Origin of the sequence: Ramlibacter sp. (assembly GCF_035554825.1) — a bacterium.
Taxonomy (GTDB): domain Bacteria; phylum Pseudomonadota; class Gammaproteobacteria; order Burkholderiales; family Burkholderiaceae_C; genus Ramlibacter.
The window spans coordinates 1-25,523 of record NZ_DATMHS010000087.1 but is presented as its reverse complement, the minus strand read 5'-3'; the positions used below and the strand labels follow the sequence as shown (position 1 = coordinate 25,523).

Sequence of the window (25,523 nt, the reverse complement as noted above, 5' to 3'; positions counted from 1 at the left end):
CACCTTCGACGTGTGGATGGTGGGCATCTTCGGCCTCATCGGCTACGTGTTCATCAAGCTCGGCTGCGAGCCGGCGCCGCTGCTGCTCGGGTTCATCCTGGGCCCGATGATGGAAGAGAACCTGCGCCGGGCGCTGCTGCTGTCGCGCGGCAGCTGGTCGGTCCTGGTGACCCGCCCGCTGTCGGCCAGCCTGCTGGCGGCCGCCCTGCTGCTGATCGTCGTCGTCGCCCTGCCGGCGATCCGCTCGAAGCGCCAGGAAGCGTTCGTCGAGGACTGACGCGGCGTTCGCTCTTGTCGGAACGGCGCCTGCGGGCGCCGTTTCTGCTCTTGGGGCCGCGGCACGGCGGGACGCGACAATACCCCCGGGAGAACAAAAGCCGTGACCAAGAGCCATCCGCAGCGGATCGCGCTGCACAACGAGATCCACGCCCGGCCGCCGGAGGCGATGAACGCGCCGCTGGCGCTGTCGCACATCGTGATGCTGGCCGACGCGGCCCAGCGCGAGGCGAGCCGCGCCCATCTGGCGGCCTTGTTGCGCGACCATCACCTGCCGCTGCCGGATGCCGACGCCAACCACCTGCGCATGGACCTGGGCACGTTCCGGGTGCGCTGGGAACTCCACACCGAGTTCGTCTCGTGGACCTTCTCGCGGCCGCTCGACCCGCAGGGGACGGCCACCGCCGCACCACCGGCGGCGCTGGACGCCGTTCCCCAGGCCTGGCTGTCGGCGCTGCCCGGGCAGCGGCTGGCGGCCCTGCACCTGTGGGCGCTGGCGGCCGCCGACTTCGCCGAGGCGCCGCCGGTGCGCGGCCTGCTGGGCGAGGAGACGCTGGTCGGCGCGCTGGTGGCGGACGGCCATGCCGCCGTCTACACCGACTTCATGCTGCATGCGGACGGTTTCTCGCGGATGCTGCTGCTGGCGCGGCCCGGCCCGGGCGGCGAGCCGGCCGTCTCGCCCCGCAGGCTGGGCCGCCTGGTGCAGCGGCTGCTGGAGATCGACACCTATCGCATGGCGGCGCTGCTCGGGCTGCCGGCGGCGCGCGCCACCGGCGCGGCCCTCGGGGTCGCCGAGCGCGAGCTGGCGGAACTGGCCGCGGCGATCCGCGCCGCCGGCCGGGCGGAAGAGCCGCAACTGCTGGACCGGCTGACCAAGCTCGCCGGCGAAGTGGAGGGGCAGTACGCGGCCTCGCATGCGCGGTTCTCGGCCAGCGGCGCCTATTTCGAACTGGTGGACCGGCGCCTGGCCGACATCCGCGAGGCGCGCCTGGCGGGGCTGCAGACGATCGGCGAATTCATCGACCGGCGGCTGTCGCCCGCCCGCGCCACCTGCGAGTGGGCGACGCGGCGGCAGGACGCCCTGTCGCAACGGGTCTCGCGCATCAGCAACCTGCTGCGCACCCGCGTCGAAATCGAGCAGCAGCAAAGCAGCCAGGCGTTGCTGGCGGCGATGAACCGGCGCCAGGGCCTGCAGCTGCAGCTGCAGGCGACGGTGGAGGGCCTGTCGGTGGCGGCGATCACCTACTACATCGTCGGCCTCGTCAGCTATCTGGCCAAGGGCGCGCACGCCATCGGCTGGCCGTGGAGCGCCGAGAGCACGGCGGCCGTCGCGATCCCGCTGGTGGCGTTCGGCGTGTGGTGGTCGTTGCGCCGGCTGCACTCCAAGGTGCTCGCCGCCTGACACTTGCGTGGCCGGCGCCGTGGGTGCGCTCATCCGTGTCACACTCCAGCGCTGCTGAAGGTGGCATGGATTGAACAAGAATTCGGATCAGGGACTGCTCGCGGGCCTGGCGCTGGCGTTTGTCGGCGCCATCGCGTTCAGTGGCAAGGCGATCATCGTCAAGCTGGCATACCGGTACGGTGTCGATGCCGTGACGCTGCTGATGCTGCGGATGCTGTTCGCGATGCCGATCTTCGCCGTGATGGCCTGGTGGGCCAGCCGCGGCCAGGCCCCGCTCACGCGCCGCGACTGGCTCGGCGTCGCCGGGCTCGGCTTCATCGGCTACTACTTCTCCAGCTTCCTCGATTTCGCCGGCCTGCAGTACATCACGGCGTCGCTGGAGCGGCTGATCCTGTACCTCAACCCGACGATGGTGATGGTCCTGGCCTGGTTGCTGTACCGGCGCCGGGTGCGCCGCCTGCACGTGGCCGGCATGGCGGTGAGCTACAGCGGCGTGCTGCTGGTGCTGGGCCGCGAACTGAGTTTCGAAGGCAGCCAGGTCGCGCTCGGCGCCTTCCTGGTGTTCGCCAGCACCGTCACCTACGCGCTCTACCTGGTCTACAGCGGCCAGCTGGTGCAGCGTTTGGGGTCGCTGCGGCTGGTCGGCCTGGCCACCCTGGTGGCGTGCCTGTGCTGCGTGCTGCAGTTCATCGTGCTGCGGCCCGTCGCCGCGGCCACCGCCGTGGCGCCGCAGGTGATCTGGCTGTCGGTGCTCAACGCGATCTTCTGCACCGCGCTGCCGGTGCTGCTGGTGATGATGGCGATCGAGCGCATCGGCCCGGCGCTGTCGGCCCAGACCGGCATGATCGGGCCGGTGTCCACCATCATCATGGGCGTGCTGATCCTGGACGAGCCCTTCACCCCGTGGATCGCGGCGGGGACCGTGCTCGTGATCAGCGGCATCTTCGTCTTCAGCCGGGCCGGGCGCACCGAGCCGCTGCGTGAGCGCTGACCGGCGGCGGGGCGCCGCGAGGCACAATGGCGCCCACCAACACAAGCTCAGCGAAGGAAAGTCACCATGGATTTCGGTATTGCCGGCAAATGGGCCCTGGTCTGCGGGGCCAGCAAGGGGCTCGGTTACGGTTGCGCCCAGGCGCTGGTGCGCGAAGGCGTGAACGTGGTGCTGGTGGCGCGCGGCGCCGAGGCGCTGCAGCAGGCCGTCGCCAGGCTGACGGCCGACCCCAAGCGGCCGGCCGCGGCGGCCGTGCAGTCGGTGGCCGCCGACATCACCACCGCCGAAGGCCGGGCGCAGGTGTTCGCGCACCGCGGCGAATACGACATCGTGGTGACCAACGCCGGCGGTCCGCCGCCGGGCGACTTCCGCAGCTGGGACCGCGAGGCGTGGATCAAGGCGGTGGACGCCAACATGCTGACTCCGATCGAGCTGATCAAGGCGACGGTCGACGGCATGGCCAAGCGCGGCTACGGCCGCATCGTCAACATCACCTCCAGCGCCGTGAAGGCGCCGATCGACATCCTGGGCCTGTCCAATGGCGCGCGCAGCGGCCTCACCGGCTTCGTCGCCGGCGTCGCGCGCACCAGCAAGCTCGCCGGCGCGAACGTGACGATCAACAACCTGCTGCCCGGCGCCTTCGACACCGACCGCCTGAACACGACGATGAAGGGCGCGGCGGAAAAGAGCGGCAAGACGATCGACGAGATCAAGGACGCCCGCAAGAAGACCATTCCGGCGCTGCGCTTCGGCTCGCCCGACGAGTTCGGCGCGACCTGCGCGTTCCTGTGCAGCCAGCACGCCAGCTACATCACCGGCCAGAACGTGCTGATCGACGGCGGCGCGTATCCGGGGACGTACTAGGACCGCGAGAGACAGCCGGACGCAAGACGGCAACCCAACAGCCGAACGCAGGCGCGCGAAGGCGATCTCTTCTGCGTCTTTCGCGTCCCCGCGGCGCCTTCCGCGACTTCTGCGTTCGGCTGCCGGGTTCTGCAGTTCGTATTCAGTGGCGCGACGAAGCGACGATGCCGCCGACGATCAGCAGGAAGCCGATCGCGTGGTACGCGTGCGGCCACTCGCCCAGGAAGGCCGCGGACATCAGCGCGGCGAACAGCGGCGTGAGGTTCGAGAAGAAGGCGGCCAGGCTCGGCCCGACGCGCTGCACGCCCAGGCCCCAGCAGCGATAGGCGAGGATCGCCGGGCCGAGCGCCACGAACGCCAGCGCCGCCGCCAGCGGCCAGCCCCACTGGACCGTGGCCGGGGTGAGCCCCCACTCGAAGCCGCTGAACAGCGCTGACCAGCCGAGCCCGAACGCGATCTGCGCCAGCAGGAACGCGGCCCAGTCGCCGCGGATCCGCGGCGGATCGCCCGGGCGGATCAGCAGCCAGCTGTACCAGGCCCACGCCGCCGTGGCCAGCAGCATGTACACGTCGCCCGGCACCAGCCGCACCTGCAGCAGCACGTCCCAGTGGCCGCGGCTGAGGACCACCAGCACGCCGGCGATCGACAGCACCGCGCCGAAGTACTGGCGCCGCGACGGCCGGCGGCCGAAGAACAGCGCGCCGATCGCCAGCATCCACACCGGCGAGCTGGCGCCGACCAGCGTCACGTTCAGCGGCGTCGAGGTCTTGAGCGCCATGTACTGCAGCGTGTTGTAGCAGCCCACGCCCAGCAGGCCCAGCAGCGCGAACCGGCGCCACTGCTGCCACAAGCCGCTGCGCGCCTGCAGCACCCAGCCGGCGATCGGCAGCAGCAGCAGGCCGGCGATCAGCCAGCGCAGGAAATTGAGCGTGACCGGCGGGACCGTGCCTTGGAGCATGCGGCCGACGACCGCGTTGCCGGCCCACAGCAGGGGGGGAATGGTGAGCAGGGCGGTCGTGCCCGGGGTGAGGCGCTGGTTCATGGCGAACCCGCGACTGTACCCGCTGGCGGCCGGGCCGCGCCGGCGGGCAAGGCCGATTCGTGGCAGGATCGCCCTCGCGCGCTACCGCACAACGAGGAGATTTCATGTCCAGAGCCATCCAGATCGCCAGGAACGGTGGTCCCGAGGAATTGCACGTCGTCGACGTCGAAGTGGGCGAGCCCGGACCGGGCGAGATCCGCATCCGCCACAAGGCCGTCGGCCTGAATTTCATCGACGTCTACCACCGCACCGGCCTGTATCCGCTGAAGATGCCGGCCCGCATCGGCATGGAGGCGTCCGGCATCGTCGAAGCGGTGGGCGAGGGCGTCACCCACCTGAAGGCCGGCGACCGCGCCGCCTACGCCAGCCAGCCGCCGGGCAGCTACTGCGAAGCGCGGGTGATGCCGGCCAAGACCGTCTGCAAGCTTCCCGACGCGATCGATTTCGACACCGGCGCTGCGATGATGCTCAAGGGCCTGACGGCCCAGTACCTGCTCAAGAAGACGCAACCGCAGGGCGGCCTGCAGCCGGGCGATTTCGTGCTGTTCCACGCGGCCGCCGGCGGCGTCGGCCTGATCGCGTGCCAGTGGGCCAAGGCGATGGGGCTGCAGCTGATCGGCACGGCGGGTTCGGACGCCAAATGCGCCCTGGCCAGGGAGAACGGCGCTGCGCATGTCATCAACTATGCGAAGGAAGACTTCCTCGCCCGCGTCAAGGAGATCACCGGCGGCAAGGGCGTCAAGGTGGTGTACGACTCGGTCGGCAAGGACACCTGGGACAAGTCGCTGGACTGCCTGCAGCCGTTCGGCCTGATGGCGACCTTCGGCAACGCTTCGGGCCCGGTGCCGCCGTTCGCGCCCGGCATCCTGGGCGTCAAGGGCTCGCTGTACGTGACGCGCGCCACGCTGTTCACGCACATCGCCACCCGCGAGAGCACCCAGGCCATGGCCGACGACCTGTTCGAGGCCGTCACCAGCGGCAAGGTGAAGATCCGCATCGACCAGCGCTACCCGCTCGAGCAGGTGCAGCAGGCGCACCGCGACCTCGAGGCGCGCAAGACCACCGGCTGCACGATCCTGACGCTGTAATCCGGCATCCGGCATCCGGCATCCGGCATCCGGCGCCGGACGGGCGGCCGCGCGCCGGCCGCTCGCTTGTCCGACCCTGGCGGCGGCGGCGTCCTGCTCAGCCATGAGCGACCGTTCCTACAGCTCCTTGGCCTTGCTGCTTGCATCTTGCGCAAGCGTGGCGCTTTACAGTTTCTTCACACGGGAGGCGGCGGCCCGACCGCCGTCTCCATTGCTGGAGAGCATCATGAAGTTCCGTGCCTACATCGTCGAGGACAGCCCGACCATCCGAGAAAACCTGATCGAGACGCTGCAGGAGCTGGCCCTGGTCGACCCCGTCGGTGTGGCCGAGACCGAGTACGAAGGCAAGCAATGGCTGGCCCAGAACGAGGGCTACTGGGACCTGGCGATCGTCGACCTGTTCCTCAAGGAAGGCAGCGGCCTGAACATCCTGGAAGCCTGCCGGCGGCGCCGGCCGGGCCAGAAGATGATCGTGCTGAGCAACCATGCGACCAACGACGTGCGCTGGCGCTGCGCCCAGCTCGGCGCCGACGCCGTGTTCGACAAGTCGACCGAGATCGACGCCCTGGTCGACTACTGCGTCAGGGAACGCAACAAGGTGGAAACCAGGCACTAGCGCGCCAGCCGCGGCGCGCGCGGCAGCTCAGGCGCCGTCCGCCAGCTGCGCCTGCCGCAGCCGGTTGGGCGCGAGCGCGCCGGCCGAGTCCAGGATCGGGTAGGCGATCGAGCAGATGTGCGAGTTGATCCGCTTGAGGTCGCTGATCAGGTCGATGTGCAGGGAGCTGGTCTCGATGCTCTGCATCGTGTTGCCGGTCAGCCGGTTCAGGTGGGTGGACGCGTAGGCGCGCTCCAGGTCGCGAAAGCGCGCCTTTTCCTCCAGCAGCTTCTGCGCGTCGCGCACCGAGCCGTTGAGGAACACGCTCATGCCCAGGCGCAGGTTGTCGATCAGCCGGGCGTGCAGCTCGCAGATCTCCGCCATGCCGGCGTCCGAGAAGTTGCGGCCCTTGCGGATCTTCTTGTCCTCGATGTCGATCAGGATCCGCTCGATGATGTCGCCCACCTGCTCCATGTTGATGGTGAAGCTGATGATGTCGGTCCAGCGCCGGCTTTCTTCCTCGCCCAGCGCCTCGCGCGAGATCTTGGTGAGGTAGTACTTGATCGCCGAGTAGAGCTCGTCGACGTGGTCGTCGAGCTTGCGCAGTTCCTCGGCCAGCCGCAGGTCGTTGTTCCTGATCACCGACAGCATGCCCACCAGCATCGTCTCGACCACGTCGGCCTGGTGCAGCGCCTCGCGCGCGGCGCAGGAGATCGCCAGCGACGGCGTCGCCAGCGCCGTCGGGTCGAGGTGGTGCGGCCGGCCGGCCACCATCGTCTTGTCCGGCTTGGGCAGCCACAGCGTCACCCAGCGCGCCACCACCTGCGTGAAGCCGATGAACGCGGCCGCCACCATGAGGTTGAAACAGAGGTGGAACAGCACCACCATGGTGGCCGCATCCTGCACGTAGGGCCGCACTTCGCGCAGCCAGATCGCGACCAGCGGCGCCGCGATCAGCACGCCGATCGCCTTGAACACGAAGTTGCCCAGCGGCACCTGGCGCACCTCGATCGCCGACTTGGCGGTGGTCAGCACCGCCAGCAGGCCGTTGCCCAGGTTGGCGCCCAGCACCAGCCCCAGCGCGGGTTCCAGCGGGATCAGGCCGGAGGCAGCCATCGTCGCGGTGAGCAGGACGATCGCCAGGCTGGAATAGGCCAGCAGCGAGATGCACGCGCCCACGGTGATTTCCAGCAGCAGGTCGCTGGAGATCGAGCCGAGCAGGGCCTTGACCGCCGGCGACTGGGTCATGATCGCGGTGGAAGCGGCCACCAGGCGCAGCGCCAGCAGCATCAGCCCGAGGCCGATCAGGATGCGCCCGACCCGGCCGATCGGATTGGACTGGCGCGACAGGAACAGCACGACGCCGACGAAGATGAAGAGCGGCGACAGCCAGGACAGGTCGAACGAGAAGACGACCGCCATCAGGCTGGTGCCGACGTCGGCGCCCAGCATCACGGCCAGCGCCAGCGGCAGCGTGATCAACCCCTGGCCGACGAAGGCCGAGACGATCAGCGCGGTGGCGGTGCTCGATTGGACGAGGGCGGTGACCCCCAGGCCGGCGACGCCGGCCGCCCAGCGATTGCCGACGCTCTGGGCGATGACGTTTCGCAGGTTGGCGCCGAACACCCTCAGGATGCCGGTTCGGACGAGATGCGTTCCCCAGACCAGCAGCGCGACGGCCGCCAGCAGATTCAACAAATGCTTCATGCTTCAGGTTTCACTATACGCTTTGGTGCGCCGCAACATGAGAACAGGGTGCTGGTGAACCTCCGGCGAGGCCGCCGGCGGACCGCGGCGGCGGTCCGCGCAGCAGGGGAAACAGCGTCACCGGCCGCTGGGCGGCCGCGCCGCGCGTCCGGCGCTCAGTGCGACCGGCGGACCCGGAGCAGTTCGTCCAGGATCAGGCAGGCCGCGCCGATGGTGATGCCGCTGTCGGCGATGTTGAACGCCGGGAAATACCAGCCGCGCCAGTGCACCTGGATGAAGTCCACCACGTAGCCGTGCAGGAGCCGATCCAGCACGTTGCCTACCGCGCCGCCCAGGATGCACGCCAGCGCAAACGAGAACAGCTTCTTGCCGGCGTGCTGGCGCAGCATCCAGACGATGAACGCGGCCGCGGCGACGCCGATCACGGTGAACAACCAGCGCTGCCATCCCGAGGCGTGGGCCAGGAACGAGAACGCCGCGCCCGTGTTGTGGGCGCGCACGATGTTGAAGAAGCTGGTGATGGAGGTCGAGTCGCCCAGCCGGTAGTAGCCCAGGATCAGCACCTTGGTGAACTGGTCGGCGATGAACACGGCCAGCGCCAGGCCGAGCCAGGGCCACCAGGCCCCGCGGCTGCTTGCGCGCGCCATCAGGCGAACTTCCGGTCTTCGCCGGGCCCGAACAGGTTGCTGGTGCAGCGGCCGCAGATGGTCGGGTGGGCCGGGTCATGGCCGACGTCGTCGCGCCAGTGCCAGCAGCGCTCGCACTTCGCCGCTTCCGACGGCGTGACCCGCACGGCCATGTTCTCGCCGGCCGCCAGTTCCATCTTCGAGGTGATGAAGACGAACTTGAGGTCGTCCCCCAGGCTGGCCAGGGCGGCGAACAGGGCGCCCTGGGTGTCCATCGGCACGCTCAGTTCGACGTTGGCCTGCAGCGAGGAGCCGACCTTGCCGGCCTCGCGCAAGGCTTCGATCTCCTTGTTCACCAGCTCGCGGGCGGCCCGGATCCGGGTCCACTTCTCCAGCAGCGCCAGGTCGGGCGCGCCGAGCTCGGCGTAGGTCTCGAAGAAGATCGACTCGGAGGTCCCGAACAGCTTCCACGCTTCCTCGGCGGTGAAGCTGAGAAAGGGCGCCATCCAGCGCAGCATCGCGTGCGTGATGTTCCACAGCGCCGTCTGCGCGCTGCGGCGGGCCAGCGACTTCGGCGCCGTGGTGTACAGGCGGTCCTTCAGGATGTCCAGGTAGAAGGCGCCCAGGTCTTCCGAGCAGTACACCTGCAGCTTGGCGACCACCGGGTGGAACTCGTACACCTCGTAGTGCGCCAGCACCTCCTCCTGGAACTGCGCCGCGCGCGCGAGCGCGTAGCGGTCGATCTCCAGCAGATCGGCCATCGGGACGGCGTCCTTCGCCGGGTCGAAGTCGCTGGTGTTGGCCAGCAGGAAGCGCAGCGTGTTGCGGATGCGGCGGTAGGCATCGACCACGCGCGCCAGGATCTTGTCGTCGCCGGCGATGTCGCCGGAATAATCGGACGCGGCCACCCACAGCCGGATGATCTCGGCGCCGAGCTTCTTGCTGGTCTCCTGCGGATCGACGCCGTTGCCCAGCGACTTGCTCATCTTGCGGCCCTGGCTGTCCACCGTGAAGCCGTGCGTCAGCAGGCCCCGGTAGGGCGCGCGCCCGTACATCGCGCAGGCCGTCAGCAGCGAGGAGTGGAACCAGCCGCGGTGCTGGTCGTGGCCTTCCAGGTACAGGTCGGCCTCGGGGCCGTGCTCGTGGCCGGCGCCGGCATGCGAGTGCTTCAGCACGGTGGTGTGGGTGGTGCCGGAGTCGAACCACACCTCGAGAATGTCGGTGCTCTTGGTGTAGTGCCGCGCGTCGGCCGGGCCCAGGATCTGCTCGGTCGTCGCCTTGCTCCAGGCCTCGATGCCGCCCTGCTGCACCATGTCGGCCGCCAGGTCCAGGATCTCCATCGTGCGCGGATGCAGTTCGCCGGTGTCCTTGTGCAGGAAGAAGGGCAGCGGCACACCCCAGCTGCGCTGGCGCGAGATGCACCAGTCGGGCCGGCCGGCGATCATGTCGCGCAGCCGCGCCTTGCCGTTTTCCGGATAGAAGCTGGTTTCCTCGATCGCGTCCAGCGCCATCTGGCGCAGCGTCTTGGGCGCCTTGTCCTTGGTGAAGACGCCCTCGCCCTCGTCCATGCGCACGAACCACTGGGCGGCGGCGCGGTAGATCACCGGCGTCTTGTGGCGCCAGCAGTGCGGATAGCTGTGGCTGATGGTCGCCGTGGCGAACAGGCGGTGCGCGTGGCGCAGCGCGTCGATGATCTGCGGCTGGGCCTTCCAGATGTTCTGGCCGCCGAACAGCGGGAAGTCGGGCGCGTACGAGCCGTGCCCCTGCACCGGGTTCAGGATGTCGTCGTACTTCATCCCGTGCGCGACGCAGGAGTTGAAGTCCTCCAGGCCGTAGGCGGGGGAGGAGTGCACGAGGCCGGTCCCGTCCTCCGCGGTGGCGTACTCGGCCAGGTACACCGGCGAGAGCCGGCGAAAGCCCGGGTCGGCGTCGTACAGCGGGTGACGGAAGTTCAGGCCGGCCAGCTTGTCGCCGGTCGCCGTCGCCAGCACGGCACCCGTGAGCTGGTAGCGCTCGAGGCAGCGCGCCACCAGCGTCGACGCCAGGATCAGCAGGCCGCGCTCGGTCTCGACCAGCGCGTATTCGAGGTCGGGGTTCAGGTTCAGCGCCTGGTTCGCCGGGATCGTCCAGGGCGTGGTGGTCCAGATCACCGCGAAGACCGGCTTGTCCAGCCGCGTCGGCGGCAGCTCGAACGCCAGCAGCACCTGCTCGGGCTGGTCGGCCTCGAAGCCGACGTCGATGGTGTGCGACTTCTTGTCGGCGTACTCGATCTCGAATTCCGCCAGCGACGAGCCGCAGTCGAAGCACCAGTACACCGGCTTCAGGCCGCGATAGACGAAGCCGCGCTCGATCACGCGCTTGAACGCGCGGATCTCCTGCGCCTCGTTGACGAAGTCCATGGTGCGATAGGGGTGCTCCCAGTCGCCCAGCACGCCCAGCCGCTTGAAGTCGGCCATCTGGATCGCGATCTGCTCGGTCGCGAAGGCGCGGCTCCTGGCCTGCATCTCGTCGCGCGGCAGGTTGCGGCCGTGCTTCTTCTCGATGGCGTTCTCGATCGGCAGGCCGTGGCAGTCCCAGCCCGGGATGTAGGCCGCGTCCAGCCCCTTGAGCTGGCGCGCCTTGACGATCATGTCCTTCAGGATCTTGTTGACCGCATGGCCCATGTGGATCTGGCCATTGGCGTACGGCGGGCCGTCGTGCAGCACGAACTTCTCATGCTCGCAGCGGGCCGCGCGCAGCTTCTTGTAGAGGCCCTGGTCCTCCCACTCCTTGACCCAGCCCGGCTCGCGCTTGGGCAGGTCGCCGCGCATCGGGAACGGGGTGTCCGGGAGGTTGAGCGTGGCGCGGTAATCGGTCTTGTCGGTCATGTGGAACTCTGGCTTTGCCATTGGGGCCTGTGCCCTGGACCGGTTCCCGGGGGACCCGGAATCCGGTGCGGGGCGACGAGATGGATTGCGGATCGGGTCCGCAATGACAGCCCTAAATTCGGTCGCGCGTGGTCTGCCGGCGCGTCGCCGCGAAATACGCGCGCGCGTCGACGATGTCGCGGGCGATGCCGGCTTGCAGGGCATCGAGGCCGTCGTACTTGAGCTCGTCGTGCAGCTTGTGCAGCAGTTCCACGCGAATGATTTTACCGTAGCCCCCCTCCGGCCCCAGGTTCGCGGGCCAGTCCAGGCAATAGGTCTCCAGCAGGACGCGGCCGCCGTTGACGTCGGCGGGATCGACCGACGGCCGGATGCCGAGGTTGGCGACGCCCGGCAGCGGCTTGCCGGCCAGGCCGTGCACTTCGACCGCGAAGATGCCGCTGGCGGCCGGCTTCCAGTGCGAAAAGCGCAGGTTGAGCGTCTTGAAGCCAAGCTGGCGGCCGAGCTTTCGCCCGTGGACCACATGGCCGCTGATGCTGTAGGGCCGGCCCAGCAGGGCCGCGACCCCGCCCATGTCGCCGCGGGCGAGGGCGTCCCGGACCTCCGAGCTCGACACCCGCAGTCCGTGCACCTCGTAGCTGTTCATCCGGGCGACGTCGAAGCCGTTGGCCGGGCCGGAGGCGTCCAGCAGCGCGTAGTCGCCGGCCCGCTTGGCCCCGAACCGGAAGTCGTCGCCCACCAGCACGTACTTGGCCCGCAGGCCGCGCACCAGCACGTTGCCGATGAATGCCTCCGGCGTCTGCGACGACAGGCGGGCATCGAACGGCAGCACGACGCACTGGTCGACGCCGCAGCGCGAGAGCTCGGTCAGCTTGTCGCGCAGCGTCGCGATGCGCGCCGGTGCCAGTTCCGGCTTGCGCGCGACCGCGGCGAAGTAGTCGCGGGGATGGGGCTCGAACGTCAGCACGCAGCTGGGCACGCCCCGGTGCTGCGCCTCGTTGTTCAGCAGCGCGAGCATGGCCTGGTGGCCGCGGTGCACGCCGTCGAAGTTGCCGATCGTCAGCGCGCAGGCCGGGGCGATGCCCGGATGGTGGAAGCCTCGGAAGATCTGCATCGCGCTTCGCGTCGATATCGTTTTGATAGCAGTCGGCGGCGTTTCCGCCCAGCGTGCGGCCCGCCGCGAGGGACAATGGCCGACGAAAGAGCGTATATTGTGCTGTACAGCGCCGCCGGGCGCTCGACCGGACCTGTCACGTGGTTTCCTCTCGCGCAGAAAGGAGTCGTGTCTTGAAGGTTTTGAAGTTGTCGGCCCAGGGGCTGCCCCAGTCGTGGATCTCGCTGGAGCAGGCCGTGTTGCACTACGCCTCCGACGAGGTGCGCTGGGAAGTGGGCGCGCGCATCGCGCTGTTCCGCGGGGGCCACAACGCAGTCACCGGCGAGCAGTCGCAGATCGCGATCAGCAGCATCATCGGCACCAAGGGCGTGCCCAACATCAATCCCTTCGAGCTCAAGCCGGGCCTCACCAACAGCAAGCTGTTCGCGCGCGACCGCAACGTGTGCGCCTACTGCGGCGACGAGTTCCACGAGGAGATGCTCACCCGCGAGCACATCATCCCGTTCGCCCAGAACGGCCGCGACCACTGGATGAACGTCGTCACGGCCTGCCGCACCTGCAACCACCGCAAGAGCAACCGCACGCCGGAGCAGGCCCGCATGCCGCTCCTGTACACGCCCTACGTGCCGAGCCTGTGGGAAGACTTCATCCTGCGCAACCGCCGGATCCTGGCCGACCAGATGGAGTTCCTGATGGCGCACCTGCCGAAGAATTCGCGGCTGCACGGTTGAGCCTCGCGCGGCCAGCGCACGGCGGCCGTCGGCCGCCGTTTTCGCGTCAGTGCGTCAGTACGTCAGTTCGAGCACCGTCGTCTGGTTGTCGGCGACCGGCCAGGTGCGCCCCACCAGGCGCTCGCCGTTGAACTCGGCCACCACCGGCCGCGGTTCGGCCGGCAGCTTCAGCTTGGAACTTGCCACGCCGGCGCCGGGCAGGGCGCCGGGTGGCGGGCTCTTGCCGTCGAACGACATGCGGTCGCGCGCCGGATCGAGGTAACCGCGCGGCCGCACCAGGGTCACGAGCGCCGGCGCGTCCTTGTCGGCGTCGGCGATCCGCTGGGCCTGCAGGTGAACGATGTCGCTCGAGCGGGGAAACGGGCTGCGATAGATGTGCGTCGTGGCGTAGCCCGGGGCCGCGACGACGAACTCGTACGGGGTGCCGGGCTGCGCCTGGAACGGGCCCCACAGGCCGTCGGCGCCGACGGTGTGCATGTACGCCGCGCCGCCGCGTCGTTCGCCGGTCGCGGCGTCGACCGCATGGATCTCGACGTGTGCACCGGCCAGCGGCAGGTTGTTCACGTAGTTGCCGGACTGCGGGTCTGCCGGCGTGAGTCCCAGTCCGCTCACCTTGCCCGAAAGCGTGGGCCGCGGTTCGGGGACGACCTCCCTGGTGCGCGGCGGCTGGCCGGTGACGAAACGCCAGGACGCTTCGAAGGCGGCCGGCGAAAAGGCGGTTTCACGGTGGTCGACGCGCGGGATCACGACGTTGGCGGCGCCCTGCAGTTGCGGACCGGCATACGTCACGTTGGTCGGCTTGCCGGCCATGCCGAGCCAGCGGCCATCCGGCTGCGCGTACTTGTCGTTGCTGTCCGAGCGGATCGTCAGCCAGCGAACGGGCCCTGTCACCTCGTCGCCGGCCGCATTCTTGGGTGCATTCAGTGCCGTCAGGAACGGCCCGGTGCCGGCGAATTCGCTGCCTTCGTTGAGGCCCCGGACGGCCTGTACGCCGTGATTGGGGACCCCGGCGAGGATGGCGTGGCTGACGGTGGACGCGCCGCCGCCGTTTTGGATGTAGTTGCGGATCGCATAGCCGCCGCGCGAGTTGCCCATCAGGATCACCTGCCGCGCCCCGGTGCGGCGCAACACCTGCTCCACTTCGGACTTCAGGAACGCCATGTGCTCCGCGGCCGACGTGCGGCCCGGTTGCGGCTTGGCGTCATCGTTGCGGGCCAGCGGGTACGGCAGGTCGACCGCGTGCAGCCGGTCGCGCGGCCAGCCGTTGGATTCGAAGCGCCAGATCGTGGTCTGCCACAGCGCCGCGGTATCCCCGTTGCCGTGAACGAAGACGATCGGCGGAAATTCCCGCGGCGTCGGCCCGGCGGCACAGCCGGCGAGCGCGGCGGCCACGGAGACGGCGAGAACGAGGCGGCGTGTCGGCATGGCGGGCTCCTGCAAGAAAAAGCCCGCGGGCGGGGTGCCGGCGGGCTGGGTGGCTGGGCGGCTCAGCGCATCAGGCGAAGACGCCGGCGGTGTCCTGCATCCGGGCCGACACCTCGCCGAGATGATGCAGCGTGTCGCCGAAAACCAGCTCGAGCTGGGTGAGCTTCTTGAAGTAGTGGCTGCCGATGTACTCGTCGGTCACGCCGATCCCGCCGTGCAGTTGCACCGAGTTCTGGCCGACGAAGCGCATGGAAACCCCCAGCTGGTACTTGGCGCGCGCCATGGCGCGGCGCCGCTCCTCGGCCGGCGCGTTCAGCTTCAGCGAGGCGTAGTAGCTCATCGAGCGGGCCAGCTCCTGCTGCATCTTCATGTCTGCCATCCGGTGGCGCAGCGCCTGGAAGCTGGCGAGCGGCACGCCGAACTGCTTGCGGGTGTTCATGTACTCCGCGGTGACTTCCATGGTCTTGTCCAGGACGCCCACGGCTTCCGCGCAGCTCGCCGCGATGCCGATGTCCACGGCGTGTTCCAGGGCCGCGAGGCCATCCTCGGTCAGCAACGCCGCCGGTGAAGAGGCGAAGCTCACCTCGGCCGCGCGTGCGCCCTCCATGGTCCCGTAGCCGCGCGTCTTCACGCCGCTGGCCGCGCGTTCGACCAGGAACATGGCCATCCGGCCGTCGGCGACCGCCGGCACCAGGAACGCATCGGCCTGGTCGCCCACGGGGACGACGCTCTTGGCACCGCTCACGCTCCAGGCATCGCCGCTGCGCGTGGCCTTGGTCTCGCAGACGTCGAGCTGGTAGCGCGCGGCGCGCTCCTGGTAGGCAAGCACCACGATCGCCTCGCCGCCGGCGATCTTCGGCAGCCAGGCGTCCTTGAGCGCGGCCGGCGCGTACCCGCTCAGGATGCCGCTGGCGATGAGCGTCTGGCCGAGCGGCTCGAGCACGATCCCGCGCCCGAGCTCCTCCATCACCACCATGCCTTCGACCGGGCCCATCCCCAGGCCGCCGTGGTCATCGTCGACGTAGAGGCCGGCGAGGCCGAGCTGCGCGAGTTCGCCGTAGACACCGCGGTCGAAGCCGCCGGCCTTGACGATGCCCCGCCGGCGCTCGAAGTCGTAGCCCTTGTCCACCCACTTGCGCACGGCGTCGCGCAGCTGTTCCTGGTCGTCGGAGAAGTTGAAATCCATGTTGCTACCTCTGGTGTGCGAGGAAATTCGGAATCGGGCTCAGGAACGCGAAGGACGCGAAGATGACGCGAAGGGCGCGAAAGAAGAAAAATTCATTCTGGTGTTCCTTTCGCGTCCTTTGCGCCCTTTGCGTCCTCTGCGTTCGGCTGTTGGGTTTCTTATCCCAGTACCGTCTGCGAAACGATCGTCCGCTGCACCTCGTTCGAGCCGCCGTAGATGGTGGTCTTGCGCATGTTGAAGTACGTGGCCGCCAGCGGCGCGATGTAAGCCGCCCCCACGAACTCGCCCTGCCAGCCGGCATCCATCGCCTCGCGGATCCACGGCAGCGCGTAGGGACCGGCCGCCAGCATCATCAGTTCGCTGTAGCGCTGCTGGATCTCGCTGCCGCGGATCTTCAGCAGGCCGGCGATGTCGAGCGAGTTCTTGCCCGACTGCTGCGCCGACAGCACCCGCAGCACCAGCATCTCCAGCGCCACGATCTCGACCTCCAGCTTGGCGATTTCGTCGCGGAAGCGCCGGTCGTCCCAGACCTTCTCGGCCTTCGCGATGCGCTTGAGGCGTTCCAGCTCGCGCTTGGCGCGGTTCACGTCGGCGATGTTGGTGCGCTCGTGCGACAGCAGATGCTTGGCGTAGGTCCAGCCCTTGTTCTCCTCGCCGATCAGGTTTTCCGCCGGCACCTCGACGTTGTCGAAGAACACCTCGTTGACCTCGGGCTCGCCGTCGAGCATGTAGATCGGCCGCACGCTGACCCCGGGCGACTTCATGTCGATCAGCAGGAACGAAATTCCGGTCTGCGGCTTGCCCTCGGTGTTGGTGCGCACCAGGCAGAAGATCCATTCGCCGTACTGGGCCAGCGTGGTCCAGGTCTTCTGCCCGTTGACGATGTATTTGTCGCCGCGGCGCTCGGCGCGGCACTTGAGCGAGGCCAGGTCGGAGCCCGCCCCCGGTTCGCTGTAGCCCTGGCTCCACCACACTTCGCCGCTCGCGATGCCGGGCAGGAAGCGCTTCTGCTGCTCCGCGTTGCCGAACGTCATGATGACCGGAGCGACCATCACCGGCCCGAACGGAACGATCCGCGGCGCACCGGCCAGCGCGCATTCCTCTTCGAACAGATGCCTTTGCACCGCGTTCCAACCGGGGCCGCCGAATTCCTTGGGCCAGCCGTAACCGAGCCAGCCCTTCTTGCCGAGGATCTTGGCCCAGCGCTGCATGTCCTCGCGCGTCAGGCGCAAGGCGTTGTGCACCTTGTGCGAGATCTCGGGCGGCAGGCTTTCCCGCACCCAGGCGCGGATCGCCTGGCGGAATTGCTGTTCTTCGGGGGTGAAGGCGAGGTCCATGAAGCGGTCTCCGAAACGGCATCCATTATCGTCACGGCCGCGGTGTCACGCCTGTCCAGGTTGCGACAAACCAAGCTGTTCGCACACGTCTTGCAGAGTGGAACGCAATGCGGCGACCTCGCTCTCCAGGGCCTCGATGCGCGCTTGCAGCGCATCGCGCGGCGCACCGCCCGGCGCGGCGGCCACAGGCTCCGGAACATCGACGGCGCCGCACAGCAGGTGCGCCCAGCGCTGCTCGCGCATGCCGGGCGCGCGCGGCAGCAGCACGACCAGCGGGCCGCCCTTGTCCTCGGCGCGGTCGCGCAGCTCTTCCAGGAAGGCCTCGACCGAGGAGATGTCGGCGAAACGGTACCAGCGTTCGCTGTTGATGCGCAGCTCGCCGGCGGTCTGCGGCCCGCGCAGCATCAGCAGCCCCAGCAGCACGGCTGACTGTTCCGGCACGCCGACGGCGCGCTGGAAGTTGTGCTCCCAGCGCGCCACGCGACCGCCGCTGGTTTCGAACACCAGCGCGAGCTGCTTCAACGAATCGAGCGCCTCCTGCGCCTGCGCTTCGGTGACATTGAGCAGCGGATCGCGGCTGGTCTTCTGGTTGCACCCCGCGACGAGGGCATTGAGCGTGAGCGGATAGCTGTCGGGAACGGTGCGGGCTTTTTCCATCAGCGTGCCGAGCACGCGTGCTTCGATCGGGGTCAGGGGGCGCAGGCGCATGGCTGGGATAATCGGGCGGACATGAAGAAGATCGTCATTCTGATCTCCGGCGGCGGCTCCAACATGGCGGCCATCGTGCGGGCGGCGCAGCGCGAGGATTGGCGCGGGCGGCATGGCGCCGAGGTCGCCGCCGTGATCAGCAACCGGGCCGACGCGGGCGGCCTTGCCTTTGCGCGCGAGCAGGGGATCGCCACCGAGGTGCTCGACCACAAGCAGTTCGGCAGCCGCGAGGCGTTCGATGCGGCGTTGGCCAAGCTCATCGACACGTACCAGCCGGCGCTGGTGGTGCTGGCCGGCTTCATGCGCATCCTCACGCCGGGCTTCGTCCAGCGCTACGAGGGACGGCTGCTGAACATCCATCCCTCGCTGCTGCCGGCTTTCCCCGGCTTGCACACGCACCAGCGGGCGATCGAGATGGGCTGCCGCTTTTCCGGCGCGACGGTGCACCAAGTCACCGCCGAGCTCGACTACGGGCCGATCCTGGGCCAGGCCGCGGTGCCGGTGCTGCCCGACGACACGCCCGAGTCGCTGGCGGCGCGCGTGCTCACCCAGGAGCACGTGATCTACCCGCGGGCGATCGCGGCGCTGCTGCCGAAGCTGTGACCGCGGCGGCCGGCCGGGTCCGCCAGCGGCCCAAGCGGGCTGGCTACCGGCTCGGTCCCACGGCGGCACCCGGTGCAATGGGACAATCCGCCGCATGCATCCCAAAGCCCTGCTCGACGCCTGTGCCGAGCTCGTCAAGCTCACCCTGAAGTTCGACCATCCCGCCGACGCGGTCGTCTCCCGCTATTTCCGCGACCACCGCGCGCTCGGTCCGCGCGAGCGCGCCACGCTGGCCGAAACCGTCTATGCGGTGCTGCGCCGCAAGCTCCTGTTCGACCACCTCGCGCCTTCGGGCAGCGGGCCGAAGGAGCGGCGCCTGGCGATCCTCGGATTCCACGGCCCGCGCGACTTCCTCAAGAGCGCGCTGACGGAGCAGGAGCGGCAGTGGCTGGATCAGTGCGACGGCATCGATCCCAGGGACCTCCTGGAGCGGCATCGCCACAACCTGCCCGAGTGGCTGGTGCAGCCGCTGAAGGAGCAGCTGGGGGACGAGTTCTGGGCCCTGGTGGCGAGTCTCGACCAGCCCGCGCCGCTGGACCTGCGCGTCAACACGCTGAACGACAAGCGCGACGAGGTGCGCCGGGAGCTCGAGCTCGCCGGCGTCGTCGCCCGGCCGACGCCGTACTCGCCTTGGTGCCTGCGCGTGGAGGGCAAGCCGGCGATCAACAAGCTCGATGCCTTCGCCCGCGGCGCCGTCGAAGTCCAGGACGAGGGCTCGCAGCTGCTGGCACTGTTGCTGGATGCCAAGCGCGGCGAAATGGTGGTCGATTTCTGCGCCGGTGCCGGCGGCAAGACGCTGGCGATCGGCGCGTCGATGCGCAACACCGGCCGCTTGTACGCATTCGACACCTCGGCGCACCGGCTGGACGCGCTCAAGCCGCGGCTGGCGCGCAGCAAACTCTCCAACGTGCACCCAGCCGCGATCGCGCATGAGCGCGACGAGCGCATCAAGCGGCTGGCCGGCAAGATCGACCGCGTGATCGTCGATGCCCCGTGCTCGGGCCTGGGCACGCTGCGCCGCAATCCCGACCTGAAATGGCGCCAGTCGCCGCAGGCGGTCGAGGAGATGACGGCCAAGCAGGCCGCCATCCTGCAAAGCGCCGCGCGCCTGGTCAAGCCCGGCGGCCGCCTGGTCTACGCCACCTGCAGCGTGCTGCCGCAGGAAAACGAGGCCATCGCGCAGGCCTTCGGCGCCGCCCACCCCGAGTTCCGGCCCGAGTCGGTGGGCGAGCTGCTGGCCCAGCTGAAGGTCCAGGATGCCGCCGCGCTGTGCCGCGGCGGAGAAGGCGGGCAGCAGTACCTGCGGCTGTGGCCGCACCGCCATGGCACCGACGGTTTCTTCGCCGCCGCCTGGACGCGCAGCTGAGCGGCTGGGCCTCTTGGCGTGAGTGGGCACACGCCAGCAGGATTGAACCCTGGGCCCTAGAATCGCTCAAAGCGTGCTGGGCCCTTCGCCCTTCATCTCCAGAGAGGAAATTTCCCCACAATGTTGCTCCCCGATTGGGCCGTGCTGAACGCGGCAGTTGACTGGCTGGCGAACGGCCTGTGGCACCTGTCCTGGTGGCAGGTCGTCCTGTACACGCTGGTCGTCACCCACCTCACGATTGCCAGCGTCACCATCTTCCTGCACCGCAGCCAGGCGCACCGCGCGCTGGACCTGCACGCCATTCCGGCGCACTTCTTCCGCTTCTGGCTCTGGCTGACCACGGGCATGGTGACCAAGGAATGGGTCGCGATCCACCGCAAGCACCACGCGAAGTGCGAGACGCCGGACGATCCGCACAGCCCGCAGACGCGCGGCATCGACACCGTGCTGTGGCGCGGCGCCGAGCTGTATCGCGCCGAGGCCAAGAACCAGGAAACCATGGCGAAGTTCGGCCATGGGACGCCCAACGACTGGGTCGAGCGCAACCTCTACACCCGCTACAGCTGGCAGGGCGTCGGCGTCATGCTGATCCTGAACCTGGCGCTGTTCGGCTTCGCCGGTCTGGCCGTCTGGGCCGTGCAGATGCTGTGGATCCCGATCACCGCCGCCGGCATCATCAACGGCATCGGTCACTACTGGGGCTACCGCAACTTCGAGGCGCCTGACGCCAGCACCAACATCTCGCCCTGGGGCCTGATCATCGGCGGCGAGGAGTTGCACAACAACCACCACACCTATCCGACGTCGGCGAAGTTCTCGGTCAAGAAGTACGAGTTCGACCTGGGCTGGCTCTACATCTCGCTGATGCGCCGCATCGGCTGGGCCACCGTGAAGAAGGTGCCGCCCAAGCTGCGCCTGGGGGCCGTGCGGCCCGTGGCCGACGAGAAGGCGCTGGAAGCCGTGATCGCCAACCGGTACGAGGTGATGGCCGGCTACGCCCGGGAAATGCGCCGCGTCTGCAAGGCCGAGATTGCCGCGCTGAAGGAAAAGCAGGCCGACCTGTCGCCGCTGAAGGCGGCCAAGCGCTGGCTGCACCGCGACGAGGAGCGGGTGCCGGCCTCGGCCAAGCCGAAGCTGGCGCAGGCGCGTGCCGCCCACCCGGTGCTGGACAAGATGGTCACCATGCGCGAGGAGCTGCGCCAGATGTGGCTCAACACGAACCACTCGCGCGAACAGCTGGCCCTCGACTTGCAGGCATGGTGCCGCCGCGCCGAGGAAAGCGGGATCGTGGCCCTGCAGCAGTTTTCCCGGCAGCTGCGCGCCGCCCACGCCTGAGGTTCGAAGGCGACCACTCGAAAGCCCCGCGATGACGGGGCTTTCTTTTTGCCGATGAGCCGGCGTTCCTGACGGTACCTGCTGTAACCGTCCGACATCAAGTCCGTACCCCGCCGACATGCTGGGGACACCCGGACCCTGTTCAATGGTCTCATGCGGGCCGAGGTGCCCGACCGCAAGGAGAAAACCATGAACAGGCTCATCGTTTCCGTGCTCGCGACGGCTGCCCTGGCCGCCGGCGGGGCGGCAGTGGCGCAGGGCGGCGACGCCGAATCGCAGGCCGGCTCGGCGTGGCGCGGCACCCCCAACTACGGCCCCTACGCGTACCCGGTCCCCAACCAGCAGGTCCCGTCGCCCGAGGTGCAGCGCGGTTTCGGCCCGGCGCCCGACCAGGTCTACGGCAACAGCGGCTGGACCCCGCCCAACGGCTACGTCTACCGCGGCACCGACCGCTACGGGCGGCCCCTGTACAGCGCCCAGGCGCCGTCCTACGGCTACATCCTGAACGATCGGGCCAGCCGGCGCGACCGCGACGGCGACGGCGTGCCCAATCGTCGCGACCGCTTCCCGGACGACTATCGTCGCTGGTGAGTTGCGCCCGCGACAAGCGCGGCTCCCAGGCCGCGGCGACGCCGAGCAAAGCAAAAAGCCCCGCATCGCGGGGCTTTTTTGGTTCCGGCCTGCGCCGGATGGAAGACGAGCGGGCCGTCAGGCCGGTCTCACTTCAGCTTCGTTTCCTTGTACTCGACGTGCTTGCGCGCCTTCGGGTCGAATTTCATGATCGACATCTTTTCGGGCGTCGTCTTCTTGTTCTTGCTGGTCGTGTAGAAGTGGCCGGTGCCCGCGGTGGACTCCAGCTTGATCTTTTCCCGGCCGCCTTTGCTGCTTGCCATGATGCTGTCCTTTCAGTAGGGAATCAGGCCTGGCCGCGGGCGCGCAGGTCCGCAAGCACGGCGTCGATGCCATTCTTGTCGATAAGGCGCAGCGCGGCGCTCGAGACGCGCAGGCGGACCCAGCGGTTCTCGCTCTCGACCCAGAAACGGCGGTATTGCAGGTTCGGCAGGAACCGGCGCTTGGTTTTGTTGTTGGCGTGGGAAACGTTGTTCCCGACCACCGGGCCCTTGCCCGTTACGTCGCATACGCGTGCCATGGAGCACTCCGATATCGTCAAAACGGCAGTCACTGGCGGATCGGCCGTGGCCGGTCCTCGCTTCTGCCTCACCTCGCCAGAAGGGTGGCGGTAACCCGGGCTCCCCCGCGGGGAAGCGCGCTGCGCAGCCTCACGGTTTCGCAGCAAAGCCCGCAATTATAGACCAGAGTCCCCGGGCCGGCGCGGCCGGGCCCTCGGTCCAGCCCCGGCGCGGCCGCGCGCGGGGGTCAGGCTTCGTTCTGCTCCAGGAAGCGCTGCGCATCCAGCGCCGCCATGCAGCCGGTGCCGGCGCTGGTGATCGCCTGCCGGTACACGTGGTCCTGCACGTCGCCGGCGGCGAACACGCCGGGCACGCTGGTCATGGTGGCCAGGCCCTGCAGGCCCGACTTGGTGAGGATGTAGCCGTCCTTCATCTCCACCTGGCCCTGGAAGATGTCGGTGTTCGGGTGGTGGCCGATGGCGATGAAGCACCCCTGCAGCGCCAGCTCCTCGGCTTCGCCCGTGTTCACGTTCTTCAGGCGCACGCCGGTGACGCCGGTGGCATCGCCCAGCACTTCGTCCAGCACGCTGAACAGCTTGAGCTCGATCTTGCCGGCCCGGACCTTCTCCATCAGCTTGTCGATCATGATCGGCTCGGCCCGGAACTTGTCGCGGCGGTGAACGAGGTAGACCTTCTTCGCGATATTGGAGAGGTACAGCGCCTCTTCGACCGCGGTGTTGCCGCCGCCGACGACGGCCGTCACCTGATCGCGGTAGAAGAAGCCGTCGCAGGTCGCGCAGCCGGAGACGCCCTTGCCCATGAACTTCTCTTCGGAGGGCAGGCCCAGGTACTTGGCGGAGGCGCCGGTGGCGATGATCAGCGCGTCACAGGTGTATTCGCCGCTGTCGCCGCGCAGCTTGAACGGCCGCTTCGAGAGGTCGACCTGGTTGATGTGGTCGAAGACGATCTGCGTCTTGAAGCGCTCCGCGTGCGCCAGGAACCGCTGCATCAGATCCGGTCCCTGCACGCCGTTCACGTCGGCGGGCCAGTTGTCGACATCGGTGGTCGTCATGAGTTGTCCACCCTGCGCCATGCCGGTGATCAGCATCGGAGCCAGGTTGGCGCGCGCTGCATAGACGGCGGCCGTGTAGCCGGCGGGACCGGAACCGAGGATCAGGACTTTGGCGTGTTGGGGCGTGGACATGAGAGAAAACCTGTGTGTAAAACACCACGGCTGGGTGTACATTTTGGGGCCGACCGGCAACTATCAAGCCTTGGGTGGGAATCGCGCGGAGCCGGGACTTGCGGGCCATTGTAGGAAGCCAAAAGTCCGCTCGCGATCGGAAGGGATAAGAAAGATGTCGATGCTGTCCAATCTGGAGCTGATTCGCAGGGTTCCGCTGTTCGCCCTGCTGACGGCCAACCAGGCGGAATCGGTGGCGGAGTCGGTGACCAAGCGACGCTTCAAGCGGGGCGAAATCATCGTGGAGCAGGGCGAGAAGTCCAACACCCTGTTCATCATCCTCACCGGACGCGTGCGCGTGATCACGTCCGACAAGCGCGGGCGCGAGGTGATCCTCGCCACGTTGCAGCCGGGCGACTACATCGGCGAGATGAGCCTGATCGACAACCAGGAGCATTCGGCCACCGTCCGCGCCGAAGTCCAGACCGACGTCCTGGTGCTGGGGCGCGCCGAGTTCGCGCGCTGCCTGCCCGAGAACAGTTCCATGGCCTACGCGATCATGAAGGGGCTCGTGCAGCGCCTGCGCCAGGCCGACCGCAAGATCGAATCGCTGGCGCTGATGGACGTCTACGGGCGCGTGGCGCGCGCGCTGCTCGAATTCGCCGCGCCCGACCGCGAAGGCCTCATGACGATCCGCGAGCGCATCTCGCGCCAGGACATCGCCAAGATGGTCGGCGCCTCGCGCGAGATGGTCAGCCGCGTCATGAAGGACCTCGAGGACCGCGGCTTCATCGAGACGCGCGAAGACGGCTCGATGCTGATCAAGGACCGCCTCAGCACCCTGGGTTGAGGCGCTGCGGGCCAAGGACGCTTCCAGGCCCGCCCGCGTGGCTGCCGGATCGAGCCGGGCGTGATGACGGCCAGCACTCCCGCGGCGTTGTACCCGCGCCGCATCCGCTCGCTTCCGCCACAGGGCCTGCGTTAAGCTTGTGCCCACTTCATGACGTACTCGCTCGACACCCTGAATAACACGCGCGCCGCGGCGGCGCCCGCCCGCGGCGGCGTCAGCCGCTTCGCCCATGAAATCGGGCTGGTGCTCGGCGCGGCGGCGCTGCTGTTCTGGCTGCTGGCCCTGATCACCTATTCGCAGCAGGACCCGGCGTTCTCCACGTCCGGCGACGGGCTGGGCACGCGCAACCTGGGCGGCCATCTCGGTGCGTGGATCGGCGATGCCAGCTATTTCCTGCTCGGCTTCTCCGCATGGTGGTGCGTCGCCGCCGGACTGCGCTCCTGGATGGCGAGCCTGGCGCGCTGGATGCGCGCCGACACGCAGCCCGACGCCGCCGCGCCCACCCGCCGCGAACGCCTGGCATTCTGGTGCGGCCTGACGCTGCTGCTGTGCGCGAGCACCGCGCTCGAGTGGTCGCGCCTGTATCGGCTGGAGCCGCGACTGCCCGACCATGCCGGCGGCGCGCTCGGCGCGTTCACCGGACGCTGGGGCGTCGAATGGCTCGGGTTCACCGGGTCCGGGCTGGTGTTCGTGGCGCTGGCCGTGGTCGGCTCGGCGATGGTCTTCCGTTTCTCGTGGGGACAGGTCGCGGAGCGCCTGGGCGCCCGCATCGACGGCTGGTTCGAGGCGCGCCGCGAGCAGCGCGAGAAGGCCGAGGACGTGGCCCTCGGCCAGCGGGCCGCCAAGCAGCGCGAAGAGATCGTGCTGGAGGAGCGCATCGAGATCGAGGAGCACCACCCCGCGCCGGTGCTGATCGAGCCGGTGAAGATCGAGGCGCCCAAGAGCGAGCGGGTGGTCAAGGAACGCCAGAAGCCGCTGTTCACCGAGCTGCCGGACTCCAAGCTGCCGCAGGTCGACCTGCTGGACTCGCCGTTGGGGCGGCAGGAAACCGTGTCGTCCGAGACGCTGGAGATGACCAGCCGGCTGATCGAGAAGAAGCT

Annotated in this window: 24 protein-coding genes and 1 pseudogene; 13 read left to right on the top strand and 12 right to left on the bottom strand. The window is 68.7% G+C overall.

What is annotated here, in order from left to right:
• The 4 genes and pseudogenes from VNT59_RS11235 to VNT59_RS11220 form a co-directional block, all read left to right on the top strand.
• Nucleotides 1-277, top strand: a pseudogene (locus VNT59_RS11235) (tripartite tricarboxylate transporter permease); the annotation flags it as partial.
• Nucleotides 278-379: 102 nt separating this feature from the next.
• Nucleotides 380-1,678 carry a DUF3422 domain-containing protein gene (locus VNT59_RS11230; protein ID WP_325498493.1) on the top strand — a complete coding sequence of 433 codons (1,299 nt, stop codon included), beginning with the start codon at nt 380-382 and terminating at the stop codon, nt 1,676-1,678.
• Between the two features lie 70 nt (nt 1,679-1,748).
• Nucleotides 1,749-2,669 (top strand): DMT family transporter, encoded by a 921-nt coding sequence (locus VNT59_RS11225; protein ID WP_325498492.1) that lies wholly within the window; start codon nt 1,749-1,751, stop codon nt 2,667-2,669.
• Nucleotides 2,670-2,735: 66 nt separating this feature from the next.
• A complete protein-coding gene (locus VNT59_RS11220; protein WP_325498491.1) occupies nt 2,736-3,533 on the top strand; it encodes an SDR family oxidoreductase in 798 nt (265 codons plus the stop codon).
• A 142-nt stretch (nt 3,534-3,675) separates the two neighbouring features.
• Here the strand turns inward: VNT59_RS11220 and VNT59_RS11215 are convergent, their stop codons facing one another.
• Nucleotides 3,676-4,575, bottom strand: a complete 900-nt coding sequence (locus tag VNT59_RS11215; protein ID WP_325498490.1) for a DMT family transporter — start codon at nt 4,573-4,575, stop codon at nt 3,676-3,678.
• Between the two features lie 104 nt (nt 4,576-4,679).
• On the opposite strand from VNT59_RS11215, the gene VNT59_RS11210 reads away from it, so the two are divergent.
• Nucleotides 4,680-5,663, top strand: a complete 984-nt coding sequence (locus VNT59_RS11210) for a quinone oxidoreductase (protein ID WP_325498489.1) — start codon at nt 4,680-4,682, stop codon at nt 5,661-5,663.
• 226 nt (nt 5,664-5,889) lie between these two features.
• Entirely contained in the window at nt 5,890-6,279 is a 390-nt protein-coding gene (locus VNT59_RS11205) for a response regulator (RefSeq protein WP_325498488.1), read from the top strand.
• Nucleotides 6,280-6,306: 27 nt separating this feature from the next.
• Here the strand turns inward: VNT59_RS11205 and VNT59_RS11200 are convergent, their stop codons facing one another.
• The 4 genes from VNT59_RS11200 to VNT59_RS11185 form a co-directional block, all read right to left on the bottom strand.
• Complete coding sequence (locus VNT59_RS11200; RefSeq protein WP_325498487.1) at nt 6,307-7,965, bottom strand: Na/Pi cotransporter family protein; 1,659 nt, start codon at nt 7,963-7,965, stop codon at nt 6,307-6,309.
• A 155-nt stretch (nt 7,966-8,120) separates the two neighbouring features.
• Entirely contained in the window at nt 8,121-8,612 is a 492-nt protein-coding gene (gene lspA / locus VNT59_RS11195; RefSeq protein ID WP_325498486.1) for a signal peptidase II, read from the bottom strand.
• Complete coding sequence (gene ileS, locus VNT59_RS11190; protein WP_325498485.1) at nt 8,612-11,458, bottom strand: isoleucine--tRNA ligase; 2,847 nt, start codon at nt 11,456-11,458, stop codon at nt 8,612-8,614. The genes lspA and ileS overlap by 1 nt, the downstream gene beginning before the upstream one ends.
• A 112-nt stretch (nt 11,459-11,570) precedes the next feature.
• A complete protein-coding gene (locus tag VNT59_RS11185) occupies nt 11,571-12,569 on the bottom strand; it encodes a bifunctional riboflavin kinase/FAD synthetase (protein ID WP_325498484.1) in 999 nt (332 codons plus the stop codon).
• Nucleotides 12,570-12,742: 173 nt separating this feature from the next.
• Between VNT59_RS11185 and VNT59_RS11180 the strand changes: the two genes are divergently transcribed.
• Nucleotides 12,743-13,300: an HNH endonuclease gene (locus VNT59_RS11180; RefSeq protein WP_325498483.1), complete on the top strand. Its 558-nt coding sequence runs from the start codon at nt 12,743-12,745 to the stop codon at nt 13,298-13,300.
• Nucleotides 13,301-13,354: 54 nt separating this feature from the next.
• Here VNT59_RS11180 and VNT59_RS11175 read toward each other — a convergent pair whose 3' ends face one another.
• From VNT59_RS11175 to VNT59_RS11160, 4 genes are all read right to left on the bottom strand, one after another.
• Nucleotides 13,355-14,725: an alpha/beta fold hydrolase gene (locus tag VNT59_RS11175; RefSeq protein ID WP_325498482.1), complete on the bottom strand. Its 1,371-nt coding sequence runs from the start codon at nt 14,723-14,725 to the stop codon at nt 13,355-13,357.
• A gap of 70 nt (nt 14,726-14,795) precedes the next feature.
• Nucleotides 14,796-15,911: an acyl-CoA dehydrogenase family protein gene (locus VNT59_RS11170; protein ID WP_325498481.1), complete on the bottom strand. Its 1,116-nt coding sequence runs from the start codon at nt 15,909-15,911 to the stop codon at nt 14,796-14,798.
• A gap of 158 nt (nt 15,912-16,069) precedes the next feature.
• Nucleotides 16,070-17,248: an acyl-CoA dehydrogenase family protein gene (locus tag VNT59_RS11165; protein WP_325498480.1), complete on the bottom strand. Its 1,179-nt coding sequence runs from the start codon at nt 17,246-17,248 to the stop codon at nt 16,070-16,072.
• Nucleotides 17,249-17,293: 45 nt separating this feature from the next.
• Nucleotides 17,294-17,956 (bottom strand): YceH family protein, encoded by a 663-nt coding sequence (locus VNT59_RS11160; protein WP_325498479.1) that lies wholly within the window; start codon nt 17,954-17,956, stop codon nt 17,294-17,296.
• A 21-nt stretch (nt 17,957-17,977) separates the two neighbouring features.
• On the opposite strand from VNT59_RS11160, the gene purN reads away from it, so the two are divergent.
• The 4 genes from purN to VNT59_RS11140 all read left to right on the top strand — a co-directional run bounded on the left by purN (nt 17,978) and on the right by VNT59_RS11140 (nt 21,851).
• A complete protein-coding gene (gene purN / locus VNT59_RS11155) occupies nt 17,978-18,559 on the top strand; it encodes a phosphoribosylglycinamide formyltransferase (protein WP_325498478.1) in 582 nt (193 codons plus the stop codon).
• 94 nt (nt 18,560-18,653) lie between these two features.
• Nucleotides 18,654-19,925, top strand: a complete 1,272-nt coding sequence (locus tag VNT59_RS11150) for an RsmB/NOP family class I SAM-dependent RNA methyltransferase (RefSeq protein WP_325498477.1) — start codon at nt 18,654-18,656, stop codon at nt 19,923-19,925.
• 120 nt (nt 19,926-20,045) lie between these two features.
• Nucleotides 20,046-21,260 carry a DesA family fatty acid desaturase gene (locus VNT59_RS11145; RefSeq protein ID WP_325498476.1) on the top strand — a complete coding sequence of 405 codons (1,215 nt, stop codon included), beginning with the start codon at nt 20,046-20,048 and terminating at the stop codon, nt 21,258-21,260.
• A gap of 189 nt (nt 21,261-21,449) precedes the next feature.
• Entirely contained in the window at nt 21,450-21,851 is a 402-nt protein-coding gene (locus VNT59_RS11140; protein WP_325498475.1) for a hypothetical protein, read from the top strand.
• 128 nt (nt 21,852-21,979) lie between these two features.
• Here VNT59_RS11140 and rpmG read toward each other — a convergent pair whose 3' ends face one another.
• The 3 genes from rpmG to trxB all read right to left on the bottom strand — a co-directional run bounded on the left by rpmG (nt 21,980) and on the right by trxB (nt 23,594).
• The gene (rpmG, locus tag VNT59_RS11135) at nt 21,980-22,153 is read right to left on the bottom strand and encodes a 50S ribosomal protein L33 (protein ID WP_168109912.1); all 174 of its coding nucleotides are present in this window, start codon (nt 22,151-22,153) and stop codon (nt 21,980-21,982) included.
• A gap of 23 nt (nt 22,154-22,176) precedes the next feature.
• Entirely contained in the window at nt 22,177-22,410 is a 234-nt protein-coding gene (gene rpmB, locus VNT59_RS11130) for a 50S ribosomal protein L28 (RefSeq protein ID WP_325498474.1), read from the bottom strand.
• A gap of 227 nt (nt 22,411-22,637) precedes the next feature.
• A complete protein-coding gene (gene trxB / locus VNT59_RS11125) occupies nt 22,638-23,594 on the bottom strand; it encodes a thioredoxin-disulfide reductase (RefSeq protein WP_325498473.1) in 957 nt (318 codons plus the stop codon).
• Between the two features lie 154 nt (nt 23,595-23,748).
• On the opposite strand from trxB, the gene VNT59_RS11120 reads away from it, so the two are divergent.
• Together VNT59_RS11120 and VNT59_RS11115 are read left to right on the top strand one after the other, a co-directional pair.
• A complete protein-coding gene (locus VNT59_RS11120) occupies nt 23,749-24,423 on the top strand; it encodes a Crp/Fnr family transcriptional regulator (RefSeq protein ID WP_325498472.1) in 675 nt (224 codons plus the stop codon).
• A 150-nt stretch (nt 24,424-24,573) separates the two neighbouring features.
• Nucleotides 24,574-25,523 (top strand): DNA translocase FtsK 4TM domain-containing protein (locus VNT59_RS11115; protein WP_325498471.1); only part of this gene is annotated, 950 nt, incomplete at its 3' end.